Origin of the sequence: Corynebacterium sp. KPL2830, assembly GCF_040225635.1 — a bacterium.
In the GTDB taxonomy this organism is placed as follows: domain Bacteria; phylum Actinomycetota; class Actinomycetes; order Mycobacteriales; family Mycobacteriaceae; genus Corynebacterium.
Genome location: NZ_JBEHFR010000034.1, coordinates 1 through 18,416 on the forward strand (window position 1 = coordinate 1; position 18,416 = coordinate 18,416).

Sequence of the window (18,416 nt, forward strand, 5' to 3'; positions counted from 1 at the left end):
GCAAGCAGCTTCTTTTCAATCGCATCAATCTTGGCCTTATCAGCCGGATCTCGTCTCGCCATAGTAGTCATTCTGGTCCATCTCCTCATGCAGGTTAGGTACCCACACACAAACCATCAGACACTCTCAAGGAAGTGCATCTCCCCTGCGATGTTTAGGAGTCCTGTAAAAGCCAGGCAGTCAGTTCTTTTACTGCTTGGCTTTTGCCTCCTGGATAATTAGCGTTCAATTCTGCGGACACAGATTCAAGTATTTTGTTGGAGAGTTTCTCAGCCTTATCGGAGCTGATGCTTCCGCGTAGATCATCTAGCGGTACAGAAAGCATGCCATCCCTACTCGGACGCATCCAATACGAGTGCATATCATCAGCGTAGATTTTTGGGAATGTTCCTAATACCTGGGACTCAAGAACAACATTGCCAAAGAATAATGAGGACAGTCGTTTTTCTTCCATGAGCCTAATTCTATAGAAATAATATTCTGCAGTTTGTTTCTCTAACTCTCACTCGATTCAGAACTTGTCTCTATCCATTGTCTTGCCTGGGGAAAAAGAAGAAACATAATAGCTACCACCGCAGGAAGAATTAAACCACTATAGTCTTCCGAAAGCACAGCAACGCCTGCATAAATAAACGATAATACTTCACCCGAGACCAGAAAACACTGCACCAATTGGTTATTACTTACCGCTGCCCGTTGCCCCGATGCATAGGCCGTGCGGCCCCATTCCGCCATGCGCGGATTCTTTGAGATCCACGGTCACCGGCTGCCCAATGGAATCGATGCCGATGGGCACCATGAGCCGCGAGGCACCATCGCGCCCGTGCCACATGCCGCTGGCGACCAATTCGTCCACGCCACTGTAACCGAGCAGCCCCAGCAAATCATTGCCCCGGCGCCCAGAGGTGCTATCGGGGCGGCGAAAGACCGCCATCCGGCGGGCCATAATCGTGGCCGCGGCAGTGCCCAAACTATCGGGTGTGCCCAGTTCTTCCACGCCCGCGGCCGTGACCGCCTGCAGGGTATCCGCCGCGACGAGGCACAGGCCTTCTTGTTCCGCGCGCAGGCTCAACGCAGACGACGGCGCACCACCTACCTCAATGACGGTGGTATAAGAATCGCCGTGGAAGAAGTCTTCGGTGCCGGTGGTCAGGAGGGCATCGACAAGCACAATGCGAAACCGCGCCTTGTCTGGCTCCCGGGTGTGCGGCAGCCATTTTAGCCACTCCCACTCGCCGCCGATGGCCTCGATTCCGATGGTCTCGGGACCGTGCGCCAGGGCTAACTGCATGACGAGGGCGCGCACCGTATCGCGGGCATTATCGCCGGTAAAGGATAAAAACCTAAAGGCCTGCAATTGGATAACCACCGGCATATCGGGCACGGTGCCCACCGCCTTGATGGCCTGGCGCATGCTCACCGCGCAGACCGGGTCCAGGTCCTCGGTCGCGCCGGAATCCGGCACGTTGATGGGTGTGCACAACGTGGTGGGACCGGTGCCCACGCGCACCTCCAAGGCATCCGGATCATCGGGCCCGCGCTCCCACATGCGCCGCGAGCCCACCAACGGTTCCAACCCCGCAGGATCCGGGTGCCGGTATAGCTCGTGCGCGCGCTGCGCACCGGCATTATCCAGGGCCTTTTCCCGCAGCGCCTTAATGTGGCGCAAGTAGGTCCGCCGGGTTTCATCCGGGTCCTGCCCGCTATTTTGTGGCCCAAACATCATGGCCATGCTGGCCAGCATCATGAGCGGAAACATCAGGGATACCGGGCTGATATGCCGCGAGTCGCCCGCGCCCAGCACCATCAGCGCCACCATGCCCAACATTGCGGCAATCATCACGATGGGTAGTAGCAAGCGCACCAAGGGCACCGGCTGTGGGCGCACCGCTTCTGGAACTTCTTCTGCCTCGATGGTGCCGGTGGGAAGCGGCGGTGGCGCGTCCCTGAGCGGCACGGTCAATGGCTCCACGATGTGGGTTTCCCTGATCCCAAGCATGGGTAAAATCCTCCCCCGATCCACACGCTTAGCGCTCTTGGCCCCCTGCCAAGATTCCCCGCGCTGCGGTGGACACGACGCCACCAGTAAGCCACAATATGTGGCATTGGGCAAGGGGGACGCCCACAATCATGAGACAATTCGGGGGAATTATGACCGCTCCAACGGCGCATCACCTGCGCCTTACCATCCGCATCCATGCAGATTCCTTCCACAAGGAAGCAGACGTAGCATTGCCGTTAAGCTCCAGCCTCGGCGAGCTCATGGCAGAACTTACTGACCTTGTCGATGCACCCGCGATCGCCTCGCCGTGGCGCGCCAGCACGGCCTCCGGGCGCGCCATCGACCTCACCGCACCGCTTGCCGCCACGCCGCTTGCGGAAGGCTCCATCCTGGTGCTCGCCCCGCGCGAGGAGCGGCCCGCGCCCGTCATCCGCGATGCCGCCGAATCCCTTGCCGCGCAGAGCCACGACGACACCACCTCTGCCATTCCCATCGTTTGGGCGTGGACCGGGCTTGCCGCTGCCTTCGCCGTGGCCTGGGTCCTCTCGTACCCGGCGGTGGCCTGCGCCGGGCTTGCCGTCGCGGCCTTCGTGCTCGCCCTGTGGACGCGAGCGCTATCCCTTGTCATGCTCGCCCTGACTGCGGGGGCTGCAAGCGGATGGGCGCTTATTTCGCCCGCGCTTGCCGATGCCCCCTATGCCGCCCTCACCGCCAGTGCCACGCTGCTTGTGGCCTTATTAGCCTGCCACCTCACCCGGCTAAGCACGGTACGCATGACCTCCGGCGCGCTCACCATCGCCGGGTTAGTGCTCATTGCGTCCGTGAGCTACCTGCTTCCTGGACTGAGTGGCAATTCGGGCATCGGCACGAGCCACGGCACCGCCGCGGCCGCGGGCATCATTATCGCGGGAGTCATTTTGCTTGCCACCGCTCCCGCGCTGACCATCGCCACCGCGGGGCTCAAGGTGCCGCAATTGCCCACTGCGGGCCAAGACCTCGCCGTCTCGGATGAGCGCCAGCCCGATGTGGACGATCGCGCCATCCGCGCCGGGTATGCCTACGAGGGCATCTGCTGCGGAATCGCGCTTTGCCTCATACCGGCCCTCATCGCGCTTAGTTTCACCGGCACCGGCACCCTCGTGGCCACGGACGGGACCGTGGGCGAGGCGGGATCCGCCGCTACCATCGGTTCTCGCATCGCCGTGCTTTTCGGAACCGGTTTAACCGGGCTCGGCTTCGTCCAAGCACTCTGCGTCTCTGTTGCCGGAACGGTGGTCATGCACGCCGCGCGTCACGGGCGCGTGCTTGCCAGCTGGGCGCTCATGCTCGTCGCCATGGTTGCCTGCCTCACCGCCTGCCTGTGCGCCGTGCATGCGATTGCCGCGGACGGGCTTGCCGGCGCTTGGGCGCCGACGGTGGTCGCCGCTCTCCTGCTTGCCGCGATGCTAAGCGCCCCACTGTGGACGGCCAAAATGAGCGAGGTGGAGCCAACGACCATCGCCTGGTTTGAACGCCTCGAGTCCCTCACCATCGCCGCCTGCCTGCCGCTTGCCGCGCACCTCGCCGGGATCTTCGAGCTCATTCGGGGGCTGGGATAATGCACCACACCCGCTCGCGTTATTCTTCCGCACAGCCTGGTTTCAACGGCAGTTCAAGGCTTGCTGCTTGTGTCCTCACCGCGTGTGTCCTCGCCGGTACCGGCGGCTTCATCACAGCAGCTCCCACCGCTCCCATCGCGAGCGCGCGGGAACCGGACCGGGAATGCGCCACCGCGCATCCTTCTCCCCTAGCACCAGAACCTTCCGCAGACCAGCGCGCCTACCGCTCCCAGCTGCATTCCTTTGCCACTGGCGAGGGCATAAAGGTAGCCGTCATCGATACCGGCGTGGCCCACCACGATCAGCTGCCAAATCTCACCGCAGGCGCGGACCTGGTCACTCCGGAAGAACCGGATCCGCACCGGGATTGCGACCTGCACGGCACCGTTGTAGCCGGCATCATTGCTGGGCACGATATTGGCATCGCCCCGCGCGCTGAGATCCGCGCCATCCGCCAAACCAGCGCGCATTATCGCCACTACGATGGCACGGCCGGTGAGTCCGACGAGGACAGCACCACCGGCTCGCTCGACACGCTGGCCCGCGCCATCGAACATGCCGTGGAGGACAACGCCCGGGTGATCAATATTTCCGTGGTGTCCTGCGTTCCAGAGAAGACCGCACAGCGCATCGATAGCTCCCGCTTAGATGAGGCGCTCGGCCATGCAGAAGATACCGGCGCGGTAGTCATCGCAGCCTCCGGCAATATTTCCTCCGGCACCTGTGAAGAAGGCGATCACGTCTTTCCCGCTGATTCACCGACCGTTTTATCCGTTAGCGCCCAAGAGGATGCCCACGCACTCGCCGAATACTCGCTCACGCCCGTCGATGGCCCACAACTATCCGCCCACGGCTTCGTTCCTTTAGCGCTAAACCCCGCCGGTGGTTGGGCAGACGGAAAGAACCAGCAGGATTCCTTGGCACAGTTCCACGGCACCTCGTTCGCGGCTCCGGTGGTTAGCGGCACCGCCGCTTTATTAGCCGAGCGCTACCCAGAAGCCAGCGCCGCCGATATACGCCAACGGCTTCTCTCTGCCGGCGAGCCCGGCAACGGTTTCATCGACCCGCTCGCCGCCCTGACCCATATCGATGGCGAATATGCCGCACCCGCCCGCGATCTGACTATCCACCCCGCCAAAGAAGAACACTCCCCAGCGGCGAGCCGTGCCGGGTGGGTGCTCGGCGGGTTAGTCCTGCTGCTGACCGGCCTGGCGGTTGCCCGCGGGCTACGCCGACCCAAGTCGGCCTAAGGGCTGACCTGCAGGGCTTCGTCCCGGTCCAAGCGCGAGGCCTCTGGCAGTAGCCGGATGATTTCCCACGGAACCTCGGCTCCTATGCCGGTGCCGAGGGCCTCCAAGAGTTCCTTATTGTCCACCGCATGGCGCTGCCCCGTAGGCGAGACAACGTGATAGCCATGCCCGGTATCCACGCCAACTCCTCCTGCCGATAGCCCACCAAAACGATCCGCTATGCCCTCTCCGGCGAGCGCTACCGTCCCGGGGTTCTCGGTGACCATCGCTGCGCCGCCGTCGCTATCGGCGCACATCCAGCCTTCATCCGAGTCAACGAAGTCGAAGGTGGTGCCGGGCAGGCGGAAGTTTAAGGGGGCATCGGCAAGCGCGCCTACCTCTTGTGGTGAGGCCTCTTTGCGCGTCGCACCGTAGCTAACCAGCATGTCAGCCTGGGTGGCAGAGAGCTCGGCGACGCCGTCGTCCGTCCGTGCCCACTGACCCTGCCCGGTATCCATGATGTCCGGCAGCGGATCGGGAAACGTCAACGGCGGCTGCTCCGCAAAGGCATTGAGCAACTCCGCGGGGACGGGCCAGGCATGGGTGCTCCCGTCGATGCCAATCCCGCGGCGGATGACCCGGCCCTCCGTGCTCTGCGCATCGGGCAAGCGCACGCGCCCGTCCGCGGTGAGCAGCCACTGCGTGCCATCCGTTTCTGCGAGCGCGGCGCGCTCCTCCCCAAAGCCCTCCTGCGGCGGATCCGCCACCACGATGACCTCTTCTTGGGCCACCTGTTGGCCATCGATGCTGGTGGGATTATCCGCGGGCTGCTCATCGTGGCCGGCAAGGCACGCCGCCCACGAGCGCTGCGGTGTCTCGCCCGGTGCGGCCAAATAGCCGGGCGCATCCGAAATCCCCACGGGCGTGCCCAACGAGGCCTCGCGCAAATGCTCGTCCCCAATGGTCTGCGCCTCGGCCGCCTCGCCGGCGATGATCCGCGCGGAAGAGAGGTTGTAAACGGGGTGGTACTTATCGTTGACGTCCACGAAAAGCTGCCCCTGTTCCGAGCGGACGATGGGCGCATCCCCTGGTTGCGGGCTCGGCTGCAACCAGGCCAAAAGGCCAGAGCCGGCCGCCAAAAAGGCCACTCCTACTCCGCCAAACATCATCGCTTTGCGGCGGCGGGCCAGCGGATCGTGGATCATGCGCGTATCGCCCAACACGAGACCGTGTTCCACGCGGCGGCGCAAAAATTTATGGCCCGAAACTTGGGCCTTAGTCGTTGGCAATGGACGTGCCATGAATTTCCCCCGAAAATTCCCCGAAAGTCTAAATAAACCCAGACCTCAGGCTAGCGCAGGTGCCACACCCCTGCCACTTGGTAGCGTGTATTCACAAGGTCGTGCGCTTTTCCCGCGTCACATCAGCCCGCGCGGACATGTCGCCCGCCTCCGGGTAATCCACCTGCACTAAGGACAAGCCCTTCGCCGGCGCCACGGGAATGCGGGAAGAGCGCTTGGTTTCCTGCAGCAATGCCGCGACAAAGTCGACGTCCCTGCGGCCTTCCCCAACACTTAAGCAACAACCAACCAATGAGCGCACCATCGACCAGCAGAAGGCGTCCGCGGTCACTCGGGCCTCAAAGAGCTGCGGTTCCTCCGGCGTCGAGACATCCTGCCAGCTAAATTCCTGTAATTCGCGAATGGTGGTGGCATTCGGCTTGGCCTTACAAAAGGCCGCAAAATCGTGCAGGCCCACCAGCGCAGTCGCCGCATCCTGCATGGCATCGATATCTACCGGTTTGAACCATTCGGCCGTATCGCGCGCCCGCGTCGGCAGCGCGCCCCGAGGGCAATTGGTTATCCGGTACACATAATGCCTGCGCAGCGCGGAAAATCGGGCATCAAAACCTTCTGGCGCGAAATCGCAGCCGTGCACCCGGACGTCTTCCGGCAACAGCTTGGCAAGCCTGCGCACTAACGTGCCCGGATCGCCTGCCACCGACCGTTGCTCCAGCATCTCCTGCGGTACGTCCACGTGCGCCACCTGCCCGCGGGCATGGACACCCGCGTCCGTACGGCCAGCCACCGTCAGCGGCACCTCCGTGCGAGCGATCATGGCCAGCTGCTCCTCGAGCACACCTTGGACGGTGCGCAGTCCGCCCTTTTGCTTGGCCCACCCGTGAAAATCCGTGCCGTCATAGGCCAGGTCTAACCGGAGCCGAACGAATCCTTCCGCCGGCCCCTCATCTGCGATCGGTGCTGCTTCAGTCATGGTGGCCCTTATGCTACCGGAGGCGGCGGCGGGTTCCCGAAATGTGCAACCTCTCCTGCTACACCTCCCCTGTTCGTTTTGAGCAGAAAATGCAATATCTGAGGGCCGTATTTGCTCAGTTATCGCAGTGGAGGATGCGCATGGGAGGTTGAGCGTTGGACGTTGGGTGGCCTGCTGCATGGCGAAGCCGCGCGATGGAGTCGGGCGATGGAGCCGCACGACGGAGCGGGACCGGGTATATGAGGTTGCAAGTTCAAAACGACAAAAGCCGCCTTCCCCGTCTCTCTTCGTAAAGAGAATGGGAAGGCGGCGATTGGGCGCTACTGCTACGAGTAGAAACTGCAATCCACACGCGACGTTAGGGCCGGCGTGAATTCAGCAGCCAGGAGAGATTACTTCTCCTCGGACTCCTCAGCTGCGGTGTCCTCGGCCGGAGCCTCGGTCTCTGCAGCCTCGTCTGCCTGAGCCTCTTCAGCCTCAGCGGCCTTGGAAGCGGCAGCGCGGGTAGCGCGGTTAGCCTCGGAGGTCACGGTCTCCTCAAGAACGAGGGAGATCTGGGACATCGGGGCGTTGTCACCGGTGCGGTTGTCCAGCTTGATGGTGCGGGTGTAGCCACCCTCACGGTTCTCAAACTTCGGTGCAACCTCGTCGAACAGGCGGGAAACAACATCCTTGCGCGGGATGAGCTTCAGCACTGCGCGGCGGTCAGCAATGGTGCCGGACTTAGCCTTGGTGATGATCTTTTCAACGTACGGGCGAAGAACCTTCGCCTTGGCATCGGTGGTCTTGATGGCGCCGTGCTCGATCAGGCTAGCTGCCAAGTTGCTCAGCATGTGAGCTTGCTGCTTGGCGGAGCCACCGAGACGGGCACCCTTCTTCGGGGTAGGCATTGTTTACTCCTCGTGTGCGGTAAAAGTTGAGCGCGCGGCAACGAGTGCCGCAGTTCAGGATGATTCTTTACTCGGAATCGTCCGCAGCCGGGTCCTTGAAGTCACCGGTTTCTGCGTCGTAGCCCTCGAGCTGGGTGGGGTCGAAGTCCTCAGGGGTGTCCTTCAGAGCAAGGCCCAAGTTAGCCAGCTTGATCTTTACCTCATTAATCGACTTCTGACCGAAGTTGCGGATATCCAGCAGGTCGGACTCGGTGCATTCTGCAAGCTCGCCGACGGTGTGGATTTCCTGACGCTTCAGGCAGTTATAGGAGCGAACGGAGAAGTTCAAGTCCTCGATAGGCATGCCGTAGGCGGCGATGTACTCGGTCTCCTGCGGGGAGGGACCAATCTCGATGCCTTCGGCTGCGTTATTTAGCTCGCGAGCCAGGCCGAAGAGTTCGACCAAGGTGCCGCCGGCAGAAGCCAGGGCGTCGCGGGCGGAAATCGAGTTCTTGGTTTCGACGTCGATGGTCAGCTTGTCAAAGTCGGTGCGCTGCTCAACACGAGTAGCTTCGACCTTGTAGGAGACCTTCAGCACTGGGGAGTAAATCTGGTCGATTGGAATACGGCCGATTTCCCCAGAGGTTGCGGCAGCCGGGACGTAGCCACGGCCGCGCTCGACGACGAGCTCAATGTCCAGCTTAGCGGTGTCATTCAGCGAAGCGATGTGCAGATCCGAGTTGTGGATCTCCACGCCAGCGGGCGGCTGGATATCGCCAGCGGTGACATCACCAGGGCCTTCCTTGCTCAGGTACATAACCACCGGCTCATCGGAGTCGGAGGACAGGACCATGCTCTTGATGTTCAAGATGATCTCAGAAACGTCTTCCTTCACACCGTTGATGGTGGTGAACTCGTGGAGCACACCATCAATCTTGATGGAGGTTACCGCTGCGCCCGGGATGGACGACAGCAGGGTGCGACGCAGCGAGTTACCGAGGGTGTAGCCAAAGCCAGGCTCGAGCGGTTCGATGACGAACTTGGAACGAGACGAGTCGATGAATTCCTCGGTGAGCTGAGGACGCTGGGAAATGAGCATTGCAATTCTCCTTTTCGGCGACCGCTATTTGACGCCGGTAGAGGGGGTAAAAATCTTGAGGTTGAAGATTCCTGATGGACCGCGTGGCCTTGAAGGGCCGTGCGGTATAACAGTTTACTTCGAGTAAAGCTCGACGATGAGCTGCTCTTGCAGCGGAATGTCGATCTGAGCGCGCTCGGGCAACTGGTGCACGAGGATGCGCAGCGTATCAGGAACGACCTGCAACCATGCCGGTACGTTGGCATCGATAAGAGCGTCCTGAGCGTCTTCGAACCACTCCATCTTCTGGGAACGCGGGCGGACATCGATGATGTCGTACTGCGTAACCCGGTAGGACGGGATGTTGATGTTCTTGCCGTTCACGGTGAAGTGACCGTGGGAAACGAGCTGGCGAGCCTGGCGGCGGGTACGTGCCAGACCTGCGCGGTAAACCACGTTGTCGAGGCGGGTCTCCAGCAGGATGACCAGGTTGTCACCGGTCTTGCCTGGGAGGCGGTTAGCCTCGGTGTAGTAGCGGCGGAACTGACGCTCCAGCACACCGTAGGTGTACTTTGCCTTCTGCTTCTCCTGGAGCTGCAGCAGGTACTCAGATTCCTTGATGCGGTTGCGGCCAGCCTGTCCCGGAGGGTACGGGCGGCGCTCGAATGCCATGTCTCCGCCGACCAAGTCGACGCGAAGACGGCGGGATACGCGGGTAGCGGGGCCAGTGTAACGAGCCATTTTCTTACCTCTTTCCTTCCCTTAAACCTTGCGACGCTTGGTCGGACGGCAGCCGTTGTGCGGCTGTGGAGTTGCATCCGTGATCGAGGAAACCTCGAGGCCTGCAGCCTGCAGGGAACGGATGGCGGTCTCGCGGCCGGAGCCCGGACCCTTGACGAATACGTCAACCTTCTTCATGCCGTGGTCCATTGCCTTGCGTGCGGCGCTTTCAGCGGCCATCTGCGCAGCGAACGGAGTGGACTTACGGGAACCCTTGAAGCCAACGTGGCCGGAGGATGCCCAGGAGATAACAGCACCGGTCTGATCGGTGATCGAGACGATGGTGTTGTTGAAGGTGGACTTGATGTATGCGTGGCCCAGAGCCACATTCTTCTTGACGACGCGACGGCCGGAACGGCGTGCGCCGGAACGAGTCTTTGGAGGCATGAACTACTTCTTCTTTCCTGCGATCGTCTTCTTCGGGCCCTTACGAGTACGCGCGTTGGTCTTCGTACGCTGACCGCGTACTGGCAGACCGCGACGGTGACGCAGACCCTTGTAGCTTCCGATTTCAATCTTGCGACGAATATCAGCCTGAACCTGGCGGCGGAGGTCACCCTCTACCTTCCAGGAGCCTTCAATTGCGTCACGCAGTGCCGAAACCTGTTCATCATCCAGGTTGTCGGTGCGCAGGTCAGGAGAAATGCCAGTCTTTTCTAGCAATTCCTTGGCACGGGTTGGACCGATGCCGTAGATGTAGGTGAGAGCGACCTCCATACGCTTATTGCGTGGGAGGTCAACACCAGCTAGACGTGCCATAAGGCGTGTCCTTTCGGGTTGTTACGGCGGTTTTCTCCCCATCCGTCCCGCTCCATGCAACGCTTCGCCCGGACCGTGCCGGGGATCCTTGGGTTGCTTACCAGTGCGGGCTCAGGCCACCGTAGCCTGAGGTGTACAGGACAAAGTCATGCTTCGCCCTTGGGTGAGGAGGCTGACTGTGTTTACTTGTAGCGGTAGACGATGCGTCCGCGGGTCAGGTCATAAGGAGACAGCTCTACGACGACGCGATCCTCCGGGAGGATGCGGATGTAGTGCTGACGCATCTTACCGGAAATGTGTGCAAGAACCTTGTGCCCATTGTCGAGCTCGACACGGAACATTGCGTTTGGCAAAGGCTCGACAATGCGACCCTCTACCTCAATTGCGCCTTCCTTAGCCATAACCTCTACTTTTCTGGCGACAGACAAGTACCTGTCACCTGCATGTTTGTTGTCTACTGCGGTGGTGCAAGCCAACCAGACCTACTGGCGCTATACACCGTCAAACCAGCATACGCTGCAGCGACACGATTTCCAAACCGTACGCACTTTCATAAATCCTTAACCGGCGGAGGAAAACTAAAGTTACCCTCGCGCTCAGTTCCTTATTCCGGAACCAAGCGCGAGGGTAAAGCGTGTTAACGCGGTGAGCTACACCGAATTAGTAGATGTAGACCTTGTCGCCAATCTGGACATCGTTCCAGTAGCGAACTGCTGCATCGTACGGCAGATGGACGCAACCGTTGGAGTCAACGTTGGTGTTGTCCAAGTGGAAAGCGTGGCCGTTGTTGGTGAAGTAGATGGAGTACGGCATCGGCGCGTTGTTGAACTCGCGGGAGATCTCGTCCTTCACCTTGCGATTAACGTGGAAGGTGCCGCGCGGGGTTTCCTCACCCACCATGCCAGCGGACATGGATGGGGAAATGTAGGAAACCTCGCCGCCTTCCTGCAACCAGGTGCGGCGGCCATCAAGGTCGACGCAGATCTTGGCGTCTGCTGGGCAGGAGCCACGGTCGAATTCGTTAGCGCGGCGCTGCTCCTCCGCACGGCGCGCCGCTTCTTCAGCCTTCGCCTTTTCTTCCGCAACCTGCTGTGCGTGTGCGCGCTCAGCATCCTCGCGAGCCTGGCGTGCTTCCTCGTTCTTCTGCGCAACTAGGCCCGGGAAAAGGAATTCCAGTGCACTATCCACTGCGGACTGTACATTCGGTGCCAGTTCTGGGGCGTACTTCTCAGCCTGATCCAGGATATCAGTACGGGTCTGCCATGCCTGGTCACGGGTCTGGCCCTGGAAGTTATCAACTTGCTGCTGGGCCTGCGCGGTGAGCTGATCAAGATTAGGGAGTTGCTGAGCAGAAGCTGCCGGGGCACCGGCAATGGTGCTCAATGCCATGACACCAGCCACTGCTGGTGCAGCAACGGTGGCACTTAACTTGCGGAGGCTGAATTTAGACATAATGGTGAGTATAAACCTTTCAGGGGATTATCGCCTAGTTTAAGAGGCGATTTTTAGGAATGTATATCAAGAGCGCCTAGTGAGAATGCGTGGGCCGTCCGCCGTCGCGGCTACCGTATGCTCCCAGTGGGCGGCAGTGGAGCCATCGAGCGTGACCACCGTCCAATCATCTTCCAGCACCGCACTAGCGACGGTGCCCAAAGTGAGCATCGGCTCGATTGCTAGCACAGAGCCCTCTTGAATGAGGGGACCGCGGCCAGGCTTTCCCTCATTTTCCAAGTAGGGTTCTTCGTGCATGGTCCGGCCAATTCCATGACCACCATAACCGTCCACGATATAGAGGGATACGCCGAACTTTTCTTCGGCGCGGTAAGTCGCCTGCTCCAGGGCGTGGGAGACATCCGCCAGGCGGTTGCCCGGGACCATCGCCTGCAGGCCTTCCATCAGCACCCATTCGGTCGCCGCGTTCAATGCCGCAACGTCCGGATCGGGTTCGCCGATGGGAAAGGACCACGCGCTGTCTCCTACCCACCCATCGAGGGTGGCGCCGCAGTCGATGGAGACGAGGTCGGCATCGGCAAGCACCGTCTTAGCATCCGGGATGCCGTGCACGATGACATCGTTGACGGAGGAACAAACGGAGCCCGGAAAGCCCTCGTAGCCCTTGAAGGTAGGGGTGGCACCGGCATCGCGGATGGTCTGTTCCGCCACCGCATCGAGCTCGAGAGTGCTCACCCCCGGCGCCGCCGCAGCGCGGACTGCTTGCAGCGCCTTGCCGACGATCTCGCCAGCCGCCTGCATAGCATCCAGCTCGCCTGCGGTGCGGGCGGGGATGCGCTTGGTGCGGCGCCGAAAAGCCATTACTTGCCCAGTGCTTCCATGGCGCGGGCGTTGATCTCTTCGACGGATCCTTCTGCCTTAATGGGGATGATGGCATCGCCGTAGTGCTCGATGAGCGGGAAGGTCTCTTCGCGGTAAACGCCGAGGCGGGTGCGGATGGTTTCTTCATTATCGTCGGCGCGGCCACGGGCCATCATGCGCTCGACAACGACGTCCTCAGATACCTCGAAGTTCAATACACCATCGAGCTTTTCACCTTTCTTGGACAATAGCTCTTCCAAGATGTCTGCCTGCTCGGTGGTGCGCGGGAAACCGTCCAAGAGGAAGCCGTTTTTGGCGTCGTCTTGGCCGAGGCGCTCTTCTACCATGCGCGCGGTGACATCGGTAGGCACGAGCTTGCCGGCGTCAATATAGGATTTCGCCTCAATCCCGAGCGGGGTGCCCTCGCCAATATTGGCGCGGAAGAGATCGCCGGTGGAGATGTGCGGGACACCAAGCTTTTCGCTCAGGATTGCTGCCTGGGTGCCTTTGCCAGCACCGGGAGGGCCGAGAAGTACAAGACGCATTATTTCAATAGTCCTTCGTAGTTGGATTGGAGAAGTTGGGATTCAATCTGCTTGACCGTGGTCAACGCAACGGAGACCATAATCAAGATGGCCGTACCACCAAAGGCGGAGGTGCCGTTAGCAGAAGAGTGGCCGACGCCGAGGTCCAGGAGGATATTCGGCAAAATGGCAATCAACGCCAAGTACAGGGCACCGACGCTGAGCAGGCGGTTCATAACAAAGCCGAGGTACTCCGCCGTAGGGCGGCCCGGGCGGATGCCTGGGATGAAGCCACCGTACTTCTTCATGTTATCCGCTTGCTCGGCGGGGTCGTACTGCACCGAAACGTAGAAGTACGCGAAGAAAATGGTCAGCAGGAAGTACAAGACGATGTACTGCCAGGACGACGGCGCCTGCAGGTGCGCAATGACATTGCGCTGCCACCAGTTATCCGGGGTGTTCACGGAGCTGGAGTTGACGATCTGCGTGATCAGCACCGGCATATAGATAAGCGAGGAGGCGAAGATGACTGGGATAACGCCGGCCTGGTTGACCTTGAGCGGCAAGTAGGTGGAAGAGCCACCGTACTGGCGACGGCCCACCATGCGCTTGGCGTACTGCACCGGAATGCGGCGCTGGCCCTGCTCGATGAAGGTAATGCCGACGACCAAGACAATAAGGCCGGCCAGCACCATGGCAAAGACCATCCCGCCGTTGTTTTGCAGGATATTCATGCCATCGGTAGGCAGGCGCGTAGCAATACCAGCGAAAATGAGCAGGGACATGCCGTTGCCAATGCCCTTTTCCGTAATCAGCTCGCCCATCCACATCACGAGGACGGCGCCGGAGGTCATCGTCACCACCAGCAGGATGAGGGTGAAGAAATTGCGGTCTTCCGCTAAGACCGGCACGCCCTGGCCCAGCAGCTGCTCGCGGTCCGCCAGCGCGACGATGCCGGAGGATTGCAGCAGCGCCAAGGCGAGCGTGAGGTAGCGGGTGTACTGGGTCATTTTTGCCTGCCCAGATTGACCTTCCTTCTTCAGCTGCTCAAAGCGCGGGATAACCACGGTCAGCAACTGCACAATGATGGAAGCCGTAATGTAGGGCATGATGCCGATGGCGAAGATCGACAGCTGCAATAGGGCGCCACCAGAAAACAGGTTAATCACGGAGTACAGGTCTCCTGATTCCTCTGTCAGTTGACGCAAGCGTCCTGCAATTGACGCGTAATCTACACCCGGCGACGGGATCTGTGCACCGATGCGGTACGCAATGATCATCACGACGGTGAAGACGATCTTCTTGCGTAGGTCGGCATCCTTAAAAGCCTGCAAAATGGCGGACACTACAAAATCCTCCTGGCCTACCGCTGTCACTGCCACACGCGAATCTTAAGGATTCTTATTGCAGCAACACACGGAGGTGGACACTCGTTGGCCCCCTCAGGGCTCCACATCTTTCTCACACGGCGTTATGAAGTAAAGACAAGGAGTCCCAAAGGAACGGTGGAACACTTTTGACCCCATAACCCTACCAGCCATATAACTGCGAGCCACATCTAACCCGCATTATGTGACAATGATTGCCTTTTCTTTCGCGCTTATTCCGCTAGGGGTTTACCATGTTAATTATTGCCCTGCGCAATTTTCTACCCGTAGTATTCCGGCCTTGCGGCCCCTAAACACCAAGGTCGTTATTGGTGTGAACCCAACATTGCGAAAGAAGTCTGAATGAGCAAAAAATTCACGCCGATGACCGTTGCTGAGATCATCGACGTCTTCACCCCTAGTCCCAACCCGTTCCGCTGGGAGGCCTTTGATGGCTCGGCCACCGGCCCTGTCGATGCCGAATACAAGGTCACCATCAATAGCCTTGGCGGACTTGCTTATATCGCCACCCACCCAGGCGACGTCGGATTCGCCCGCGCCTACGTCACCGATGGCATCTCTGTAGAAGGTGAGCACCCCGCCCACCCGTACGGCATCTTCAACGCCCTGCACGCGATGTATGACAAGTTTGAAAAGCCCAGCGCCAAGGACATGGCGCGCGTGATTCGTTCGCTTGCTTCCATGGGTGCTTTCCGCATCCAGCCGGTGCCTGAGGTAGAGCGCGCCTCTTGGCTGCGCCGTAAGCTGCACGACGGCCTGTCCAAGCACTCCAAGGAGCGCGATGCCGACGTCATTTCTGATCACTACGACGTGGGCAATGACTTCTACGAGCTCTTCTTGGGCGATTCCATGACCTATACCTGCGCCTACTTCCCCACCCCGGATGCCACGTTGGAGGAGGCACAGGAAAACAAGTACCGCCTGATCTTTGACAAGCTGCGCCTAAAGGAAGGCGACACCCACCTGGACGTGGGCTGTGGCTGGGGAGGCATGGTGCGCTACGCCGCTCGCCGCGGCGTGAAGTCCATCGGCGTGACCTTGTCGCAAGAGCAGGCCGAGTGGGGCCAAAAGAAGATTGAGGAAGAAGGCCTGCAGGATCTGGCCGAGGTCCGCTTCATGGACTACCGCGATGTCAAAGAACAAGGCTTCGATGCCATCTCCGCCATCGGCATCATCGAGCACATCGGCGTGCAGAATTACAATGACTTCTTCAAGTTCATGTACAGCAAGCTCAAGGTCGGCGGGTTGATGTTGAACCACAACATCACCTACCCGGATAACCACAAGACACCCAAGGGCGGGTTCATCGACCGCTATATCTTCCCCGATGGCGAGCTCACCGGCTCTGGCAACGTCACCAAGGCCATGCAGGACAATGGCTTCGAGGTCTTCCACACCGAGTCCTTGCGCTTTGATTACATGCGCACCCTGCACGAATGGTGCGAGAACTTGAAGGAAAACTGGGAAGAGGCCTGCGATCTGGTCGGCTTGCCCACCGCCCGCCTCTACGGCATCTACATGGCCGGCTCGGAGTGGGGCTTCGAGCGCAATATCATTAACCTCTACCACTTCTTGGGCATCAAGCTCGGTGAGGCCGGCTCCCGCGCCGGCGTTCCTGAGCGCCGTTGGTGGGAAGACAGCCGCTTTTAAAAGGAGCCCAAATGACCCTTTTGGATCACTTACGCGAGCGCGTTTCTGCCCTGCAGCCGCGCCCCGTCGACGCCGTGCGCATCGAGCCTGTGGGCTGGCAGGCCCACCGCGCCGGCGTAGACGCCTTGCTGCGCAGCTTCCGCGAGGTCCCCGCAGGCAAGCGCGTGCGCTTGGCCAAGAAAACCTCTAACCTCTTCCGCGGCCGCAGCGAGAATCAGGTAGGCCTCGACGTCTCCGGCCTGGGCGGGGTCATCGAGGTCGATCCCCTCGCCCGCACCGCCGATGTGCAGGGCATGTGCACCTACGAGGACTTGGTCGATGCCACCTTGCCGCACGGCCTTATGCCGTTTGTGGTTCCGCAGCTAAAAACCATCACCCTGGGCGGCGCGGTCACCGGCATGGGCGTGGAGTCCACCAGTTTCCGCAACGGCCTGCCGCACGAATCCGTCATCGAGATGGACATCCTCACCGGCACCGGCGAGATTCTTACCTGCTCGCGCGAGCAAAACGTAGACCTCTTCCGCCTCTTCCCCAATTCCTATGGTTCTTTGGGCTACGCGGTGCGCCTCAAGATCGAGCTCGAGCCCGTCCCGCCCTACGTGGAGCTGCGCGAGCAGCGCTTCCACTCGGTAGAAGAGGCAAGCCGCGCGCTTGCCGATGTCTCCGTTAACCACACCCACGAGGGTGAGACCGTCGATGGCCTAGACGGCGTGGTCTTTTCCGAGGACGAGGCTTACCTCGTCTTCGCGCGCTTTACCGATGAGGAGGGCCCTACCTCCGATTACACCCGGGATAAGATCTACTACCGCAGCCTGCAGCACGCCCAGGGCATGCGGCGCGACCGCCTTACCATCCGCGACTATATCTGGCGCTGGGATACCGACTGGTTCTGGTGCTCCCGGGCCTTTGGCGCCCAGAACCCCAAGGTGCGCAAGGTCTGGCCGCGCGAGCTGCGCCGCAGCTCGTTCTATTGGAAGTTGGTGCGCTTGGACCGCAAGTACGAGTTGGAGTACAACTTCATCAAAAAGCCACACGGTAAGCCGCGCGCCGAGCGCGTGGTCCAGGATATCGAGGTCACCCCGGAAAACCTTCCGGAGTTCCTCCACTGGTTCTTCCAGGCCTCCGATATCCAACCGGTATGGCTCTGCCCCATCCGCCTGCGCGATGGCGTGGGCGATCTCGTGGGCACCGGCGATATTGCCGCCGAGTCCCAGGACCCCTGGCCGCTGTACCCGTTGCGCCCTGGCAAGACGTGGGTCAACGTCGGCTTCTGGTCCGGTGTAGATGGCGATCACGTCGATCCCAGCGCCCCCGGCAATGGCGCGTTCAACCGCGTCATTGAAGAGAAGGTCAATGACTTAGGCGGCCACAAGTCGCTGTACTCCGAGGCCTTCTACTCCCGCGAGCGGTTCGAGGAGCTCTATGGCGGGAAACTCCCCGATGCCATCAAGGCCGTAACGGACCCCGACGATCGCTTCCCAGGGCTTTTTGAAAAGACCGTGGACGAGGCCTAGGACGGACCCAAAACCACATAAGGGTGGAACGCTCGTGAAAGCGTTCCACCCTTTGCGTAGCTTTAAGCCGATCCCGGGGCGACTATGCGGCCCAAGAGCTAGCGACTACTGCGCCTGGGCCACCTGCGCGGTCTCAGTGTTATCCGGCTGAGACAGCTGCGGGTTTGCGTCGACGGGTCCGGTGGAGCCGGCGAGCGCCAGCGCAGCGGAGATAATAGCGGCAAGGAATGAAGAAATGGACGACATAGCAGACTCCTAGCTAATAGCAATGAGTGTTTACTGTGATAACACTACCACTGCTATGCATACGTCCCCACAGATCGACAACGCCCCCTCGCCCCGCACATAAAGTGCGAGGAAGGGGGGTGTTCCTATATAGGTTGTCAACTCCGTGGGTGAGGTTGCTGGGGGTATGAAGGGTTTCTGCTTCACGCTGCG

19 protein-coding genes are annotated in these 18,416 nt (G+C 60.4%); 4 read left to right on the forward strand and 15 right to left on the reverse strand.

The features are described 5' to 3' along the window. Nucleotides 1-154: 154 nt before the first annotated feature. Together ABRP87_RS09970 and ABRP87_RS09975 are read right to left on the reverse strand one after the other, a co-directional pair. The gene (locus ABRP87_RS09970) at nt 155-454 is read right to left on the reverse strand and encodes a hypothetical protein (protein WP_248100296.1); all 300 of its coding nucleotides are present in this window, start codon (nt 452-454) and stop codon (nt 155-157) included. A gap of 225 nt (nt 455-679) precedes the next feature. After that, nucleotides 680-1,999, reverse strand: a complete 1,320-nt coding sequence (locus tag ABRP87_RS09975; RefSeq protein ID WP_349868604.1) for a cell division protein FtsK — start codon at nt 1,997-1,999, stop codon at nt 680-682. A gap of 152 nt (nt 2,000-2,151) precedes the next feature. On the opposite strand from ABRP87_RS09975, the gene ABRP87_RS09980 reads away from it, so the two are divergent. Continuing rightward, entirely contained in the window at nt 2,152-3,600 is a 1,449-nt protein-coding gene (locus ABRP87_RS09980; RefSeq protein WP_349868606.1) for a ubiquitin family protein, read from the forward strand. Further along, complete coding sequence (locus ABRP87_RS09985) at nt 3,600-4,850, forward strand: S8 family serine peptidase (protein WP_349862019.1); 1,251 nt, start codon at nt 3,600-3,602, stop codon at nt 4,848-4,850. Before ABRP87_RS09980 ends, ABRP87_RS09985 begins: the two co-directional genes overlap by 1 nt. Here ABRP87_RS09985 and eccB read toward each other — a convergent pair. The 12 genes from eccB to secY all read right to left on the reverse strand — a co-directional run bounded on the left by eccB (nt 4,847) and on the right by secY (nt 14,772). Beyond that, complete coding sequence (eccB, locus tag ABRP87_RS09990) at nt 4,847-6,130, reverse strand: type VII secretion protein EccB (protein ID WP_349868608.1); 1,284 nt, start codon at nt 6,128-6,130, stop codon at nt 4,847-4,849. The two genes, ABRP87_RS09985 and eccB, sit on opposite strands and share 4 nt — an antisense overlap. Before the next feature lie 91 nt (nt 6,131-6,221). Continuing rightward, nucleotides 6,222-7,103 (reverse strand): tRNA pseudouridine(38-40) synthase TruA, encoded by an 882-nt coding sequence (gene truA / locus ABRP87_RS09995; RefSeq protein ID WP_349868610.1) that lies wholly within the window; start codon nt 7,101-7,103, stop codon nt 6,222-6,224. A gap of 392 nt (nt 7,104-7,495) precedes the next feature. Continuing rightward, nucleotides 7,496-7,993: a 50S ribosomal protein L17 gene (gene rplQ, locus ABRP87_RS10000; protein ID WP_349868612.1), complete on the reverse strand. Its 498-nt coding sequence runs from the start codon at nt 7,991-7,993 to the stop codon at nt 7,496-7,498. 67 nt (nt 7,994-8,060) lie between these two features. Further along, nucleotides 8,061-9,071, reverse strand: a complete 1,011-nt coding sequence (locus ABRP87_RS10005; RefSeq protein ID WP_349862023.1) for a DNA-directed RNA polymerase subunit alpha — start codon at nt 9,069-9,071, stop codon at nt 8,061-8,063. Nucleotides 9,072-9,185: 114 nt separating this feature from the next. After that, on the reverse strand, nt 9,186-9,791 hold the full coding sequence (gene rpsD, locus ABRP87_RS10010; RefSeq protein WP_023016758.1) for a 30S ribosomal protein S4: 606 nt from the start codon (nt 9,789-9,791) through the stop codon (nt 9,186-9,188). 21 nt (nt 9,792-9,812) lie between these two features. Further along, complete coding sequence (gene rpsK, locus ABRP87_RS10015; protein WP_005277076.1) at nt 9,813-10,217, reverse strand: 30S ribosomal protein S11; 405 nt, start codon at nt 10,215-10,217, stop codon at nt 9,813-9,815. Between the two features lie 3 nt (nt 10,218-10,220). Beyond that, the gene (gene rpsM / locus ABRP87_RS10020) at nt 10,221-10,589 is read right to left on the reverse strand and encodes a 30S ribosomal protein S13 (protein ID WP_023025213.1); all 369 of its coding nucleotides are present in this window, start codon (nt 10,587-10,589) and stop codon (nt 10,221-10,223) included. Between the two features lie 182 nt (nt 10,590-10,771). Further along, nucleotides 10,772-10,990 (reverse strand): translation initiation factor IF-1, encoded by a 219-nt coding sequence (infA, locus tag ABRP87_RS10025; protein ID WP_003854422.1) that lies wholly within the window; start codon nt 10,988-10,990, stop codon nt 10,772-10,774. Nucleotides 10,991-11,249: 259 nt separating this feature from the next. Continuing rightward, entirely contained in the window at nt 11,250-12,041 is a 792-nt protein-coding gene (locus ABRP87_RS10030) for a L,D-transpeptidase (RefSeq protein ID WP_349862024.1), read from the reverse strand. Between the two features lie 66 nt (nt 12,042-12,107). Further along, nucleotides 12,108-12,902, reverse strand: coding sequence for a type I methionyl aminopeptidase (map, locus tag ABRP87_RS10035; RefSeq protein ID WP_349868614.1), 795 nt, complete (start codon nt 12,900-12,902; stop codon nt 12,108-12,110). Continuing rightward, nucleotides 12,902-13,447, reverse strand: coding sequence for an adenylate kinase (locus tag ABRP87_RS10040; protein WP_349852287.1), 546 nt, complete (start codon nt 13,445-13,447; stop codon nt 12,902-12,904). Before ABRP87_RS10040 ends, map begins: the two co-directional genes overlap by 1 nt. Beyond that, nucleotides 13,447-14,772, reverse strand: a complete 1,326-nt coding sequence (gene secY / locus ABRP87_RS10045; RefSeq protein ID WP_349862026.1) for a preprotein translocase subunit SecY — start codon at nt 14,770-14,772, stop codon at nt 13,447-13,449. The genes ABRP87_RS10040 and secY overlap by 1 nt, the downstream gene beginning before the upstream one ends. A gap of 384 nt (nt 14,773-15,156) precedes the next feature. Between secY and ABRP87_RS10050 the strand changes: the two genes are divergently transcribed. Next, nucleotides 15,157-16,464 (forward strand): class I SAM-dependent methyltransferase, encoded by a 1,308-nt coding sequence (locus ABRP87_RS10050; protein ID WP_349868616.1) that lies wholly within the window; start codon nt 15,157-15,159, stop codon nt 16,462-16,464. Nucleotides 16,465-16,475: 11 nt separating this feature from the next. Beyond that, entirely contained in the window at nt 16,476-17,978 is a 1,503-nt protein-coding gene (locus ABRP87_RS10055) for an FAD-binding oxidoreductase (protein WP_349868618.1), read from the forward strand. 105 nt (nt 17,979-18,083) lie between these two features. Here ABRP87_RS10055 and ABRP87_RS10060 read toward each other — a convergent pair whose 3' ends face one another. Next, nucleotides 18,084-18,224, reverse strand: a complete 141-nt coding sequence (locus ABRP87_RS10060) for a hypothetical protein (RefSeq protein ID WP_284639917.1) — start codon at nt 18,222-18,224, stop codon at nt 18,084-18,086. Nucleotides 18,225-18,416 lie beyond the last annotated feature (192 nt).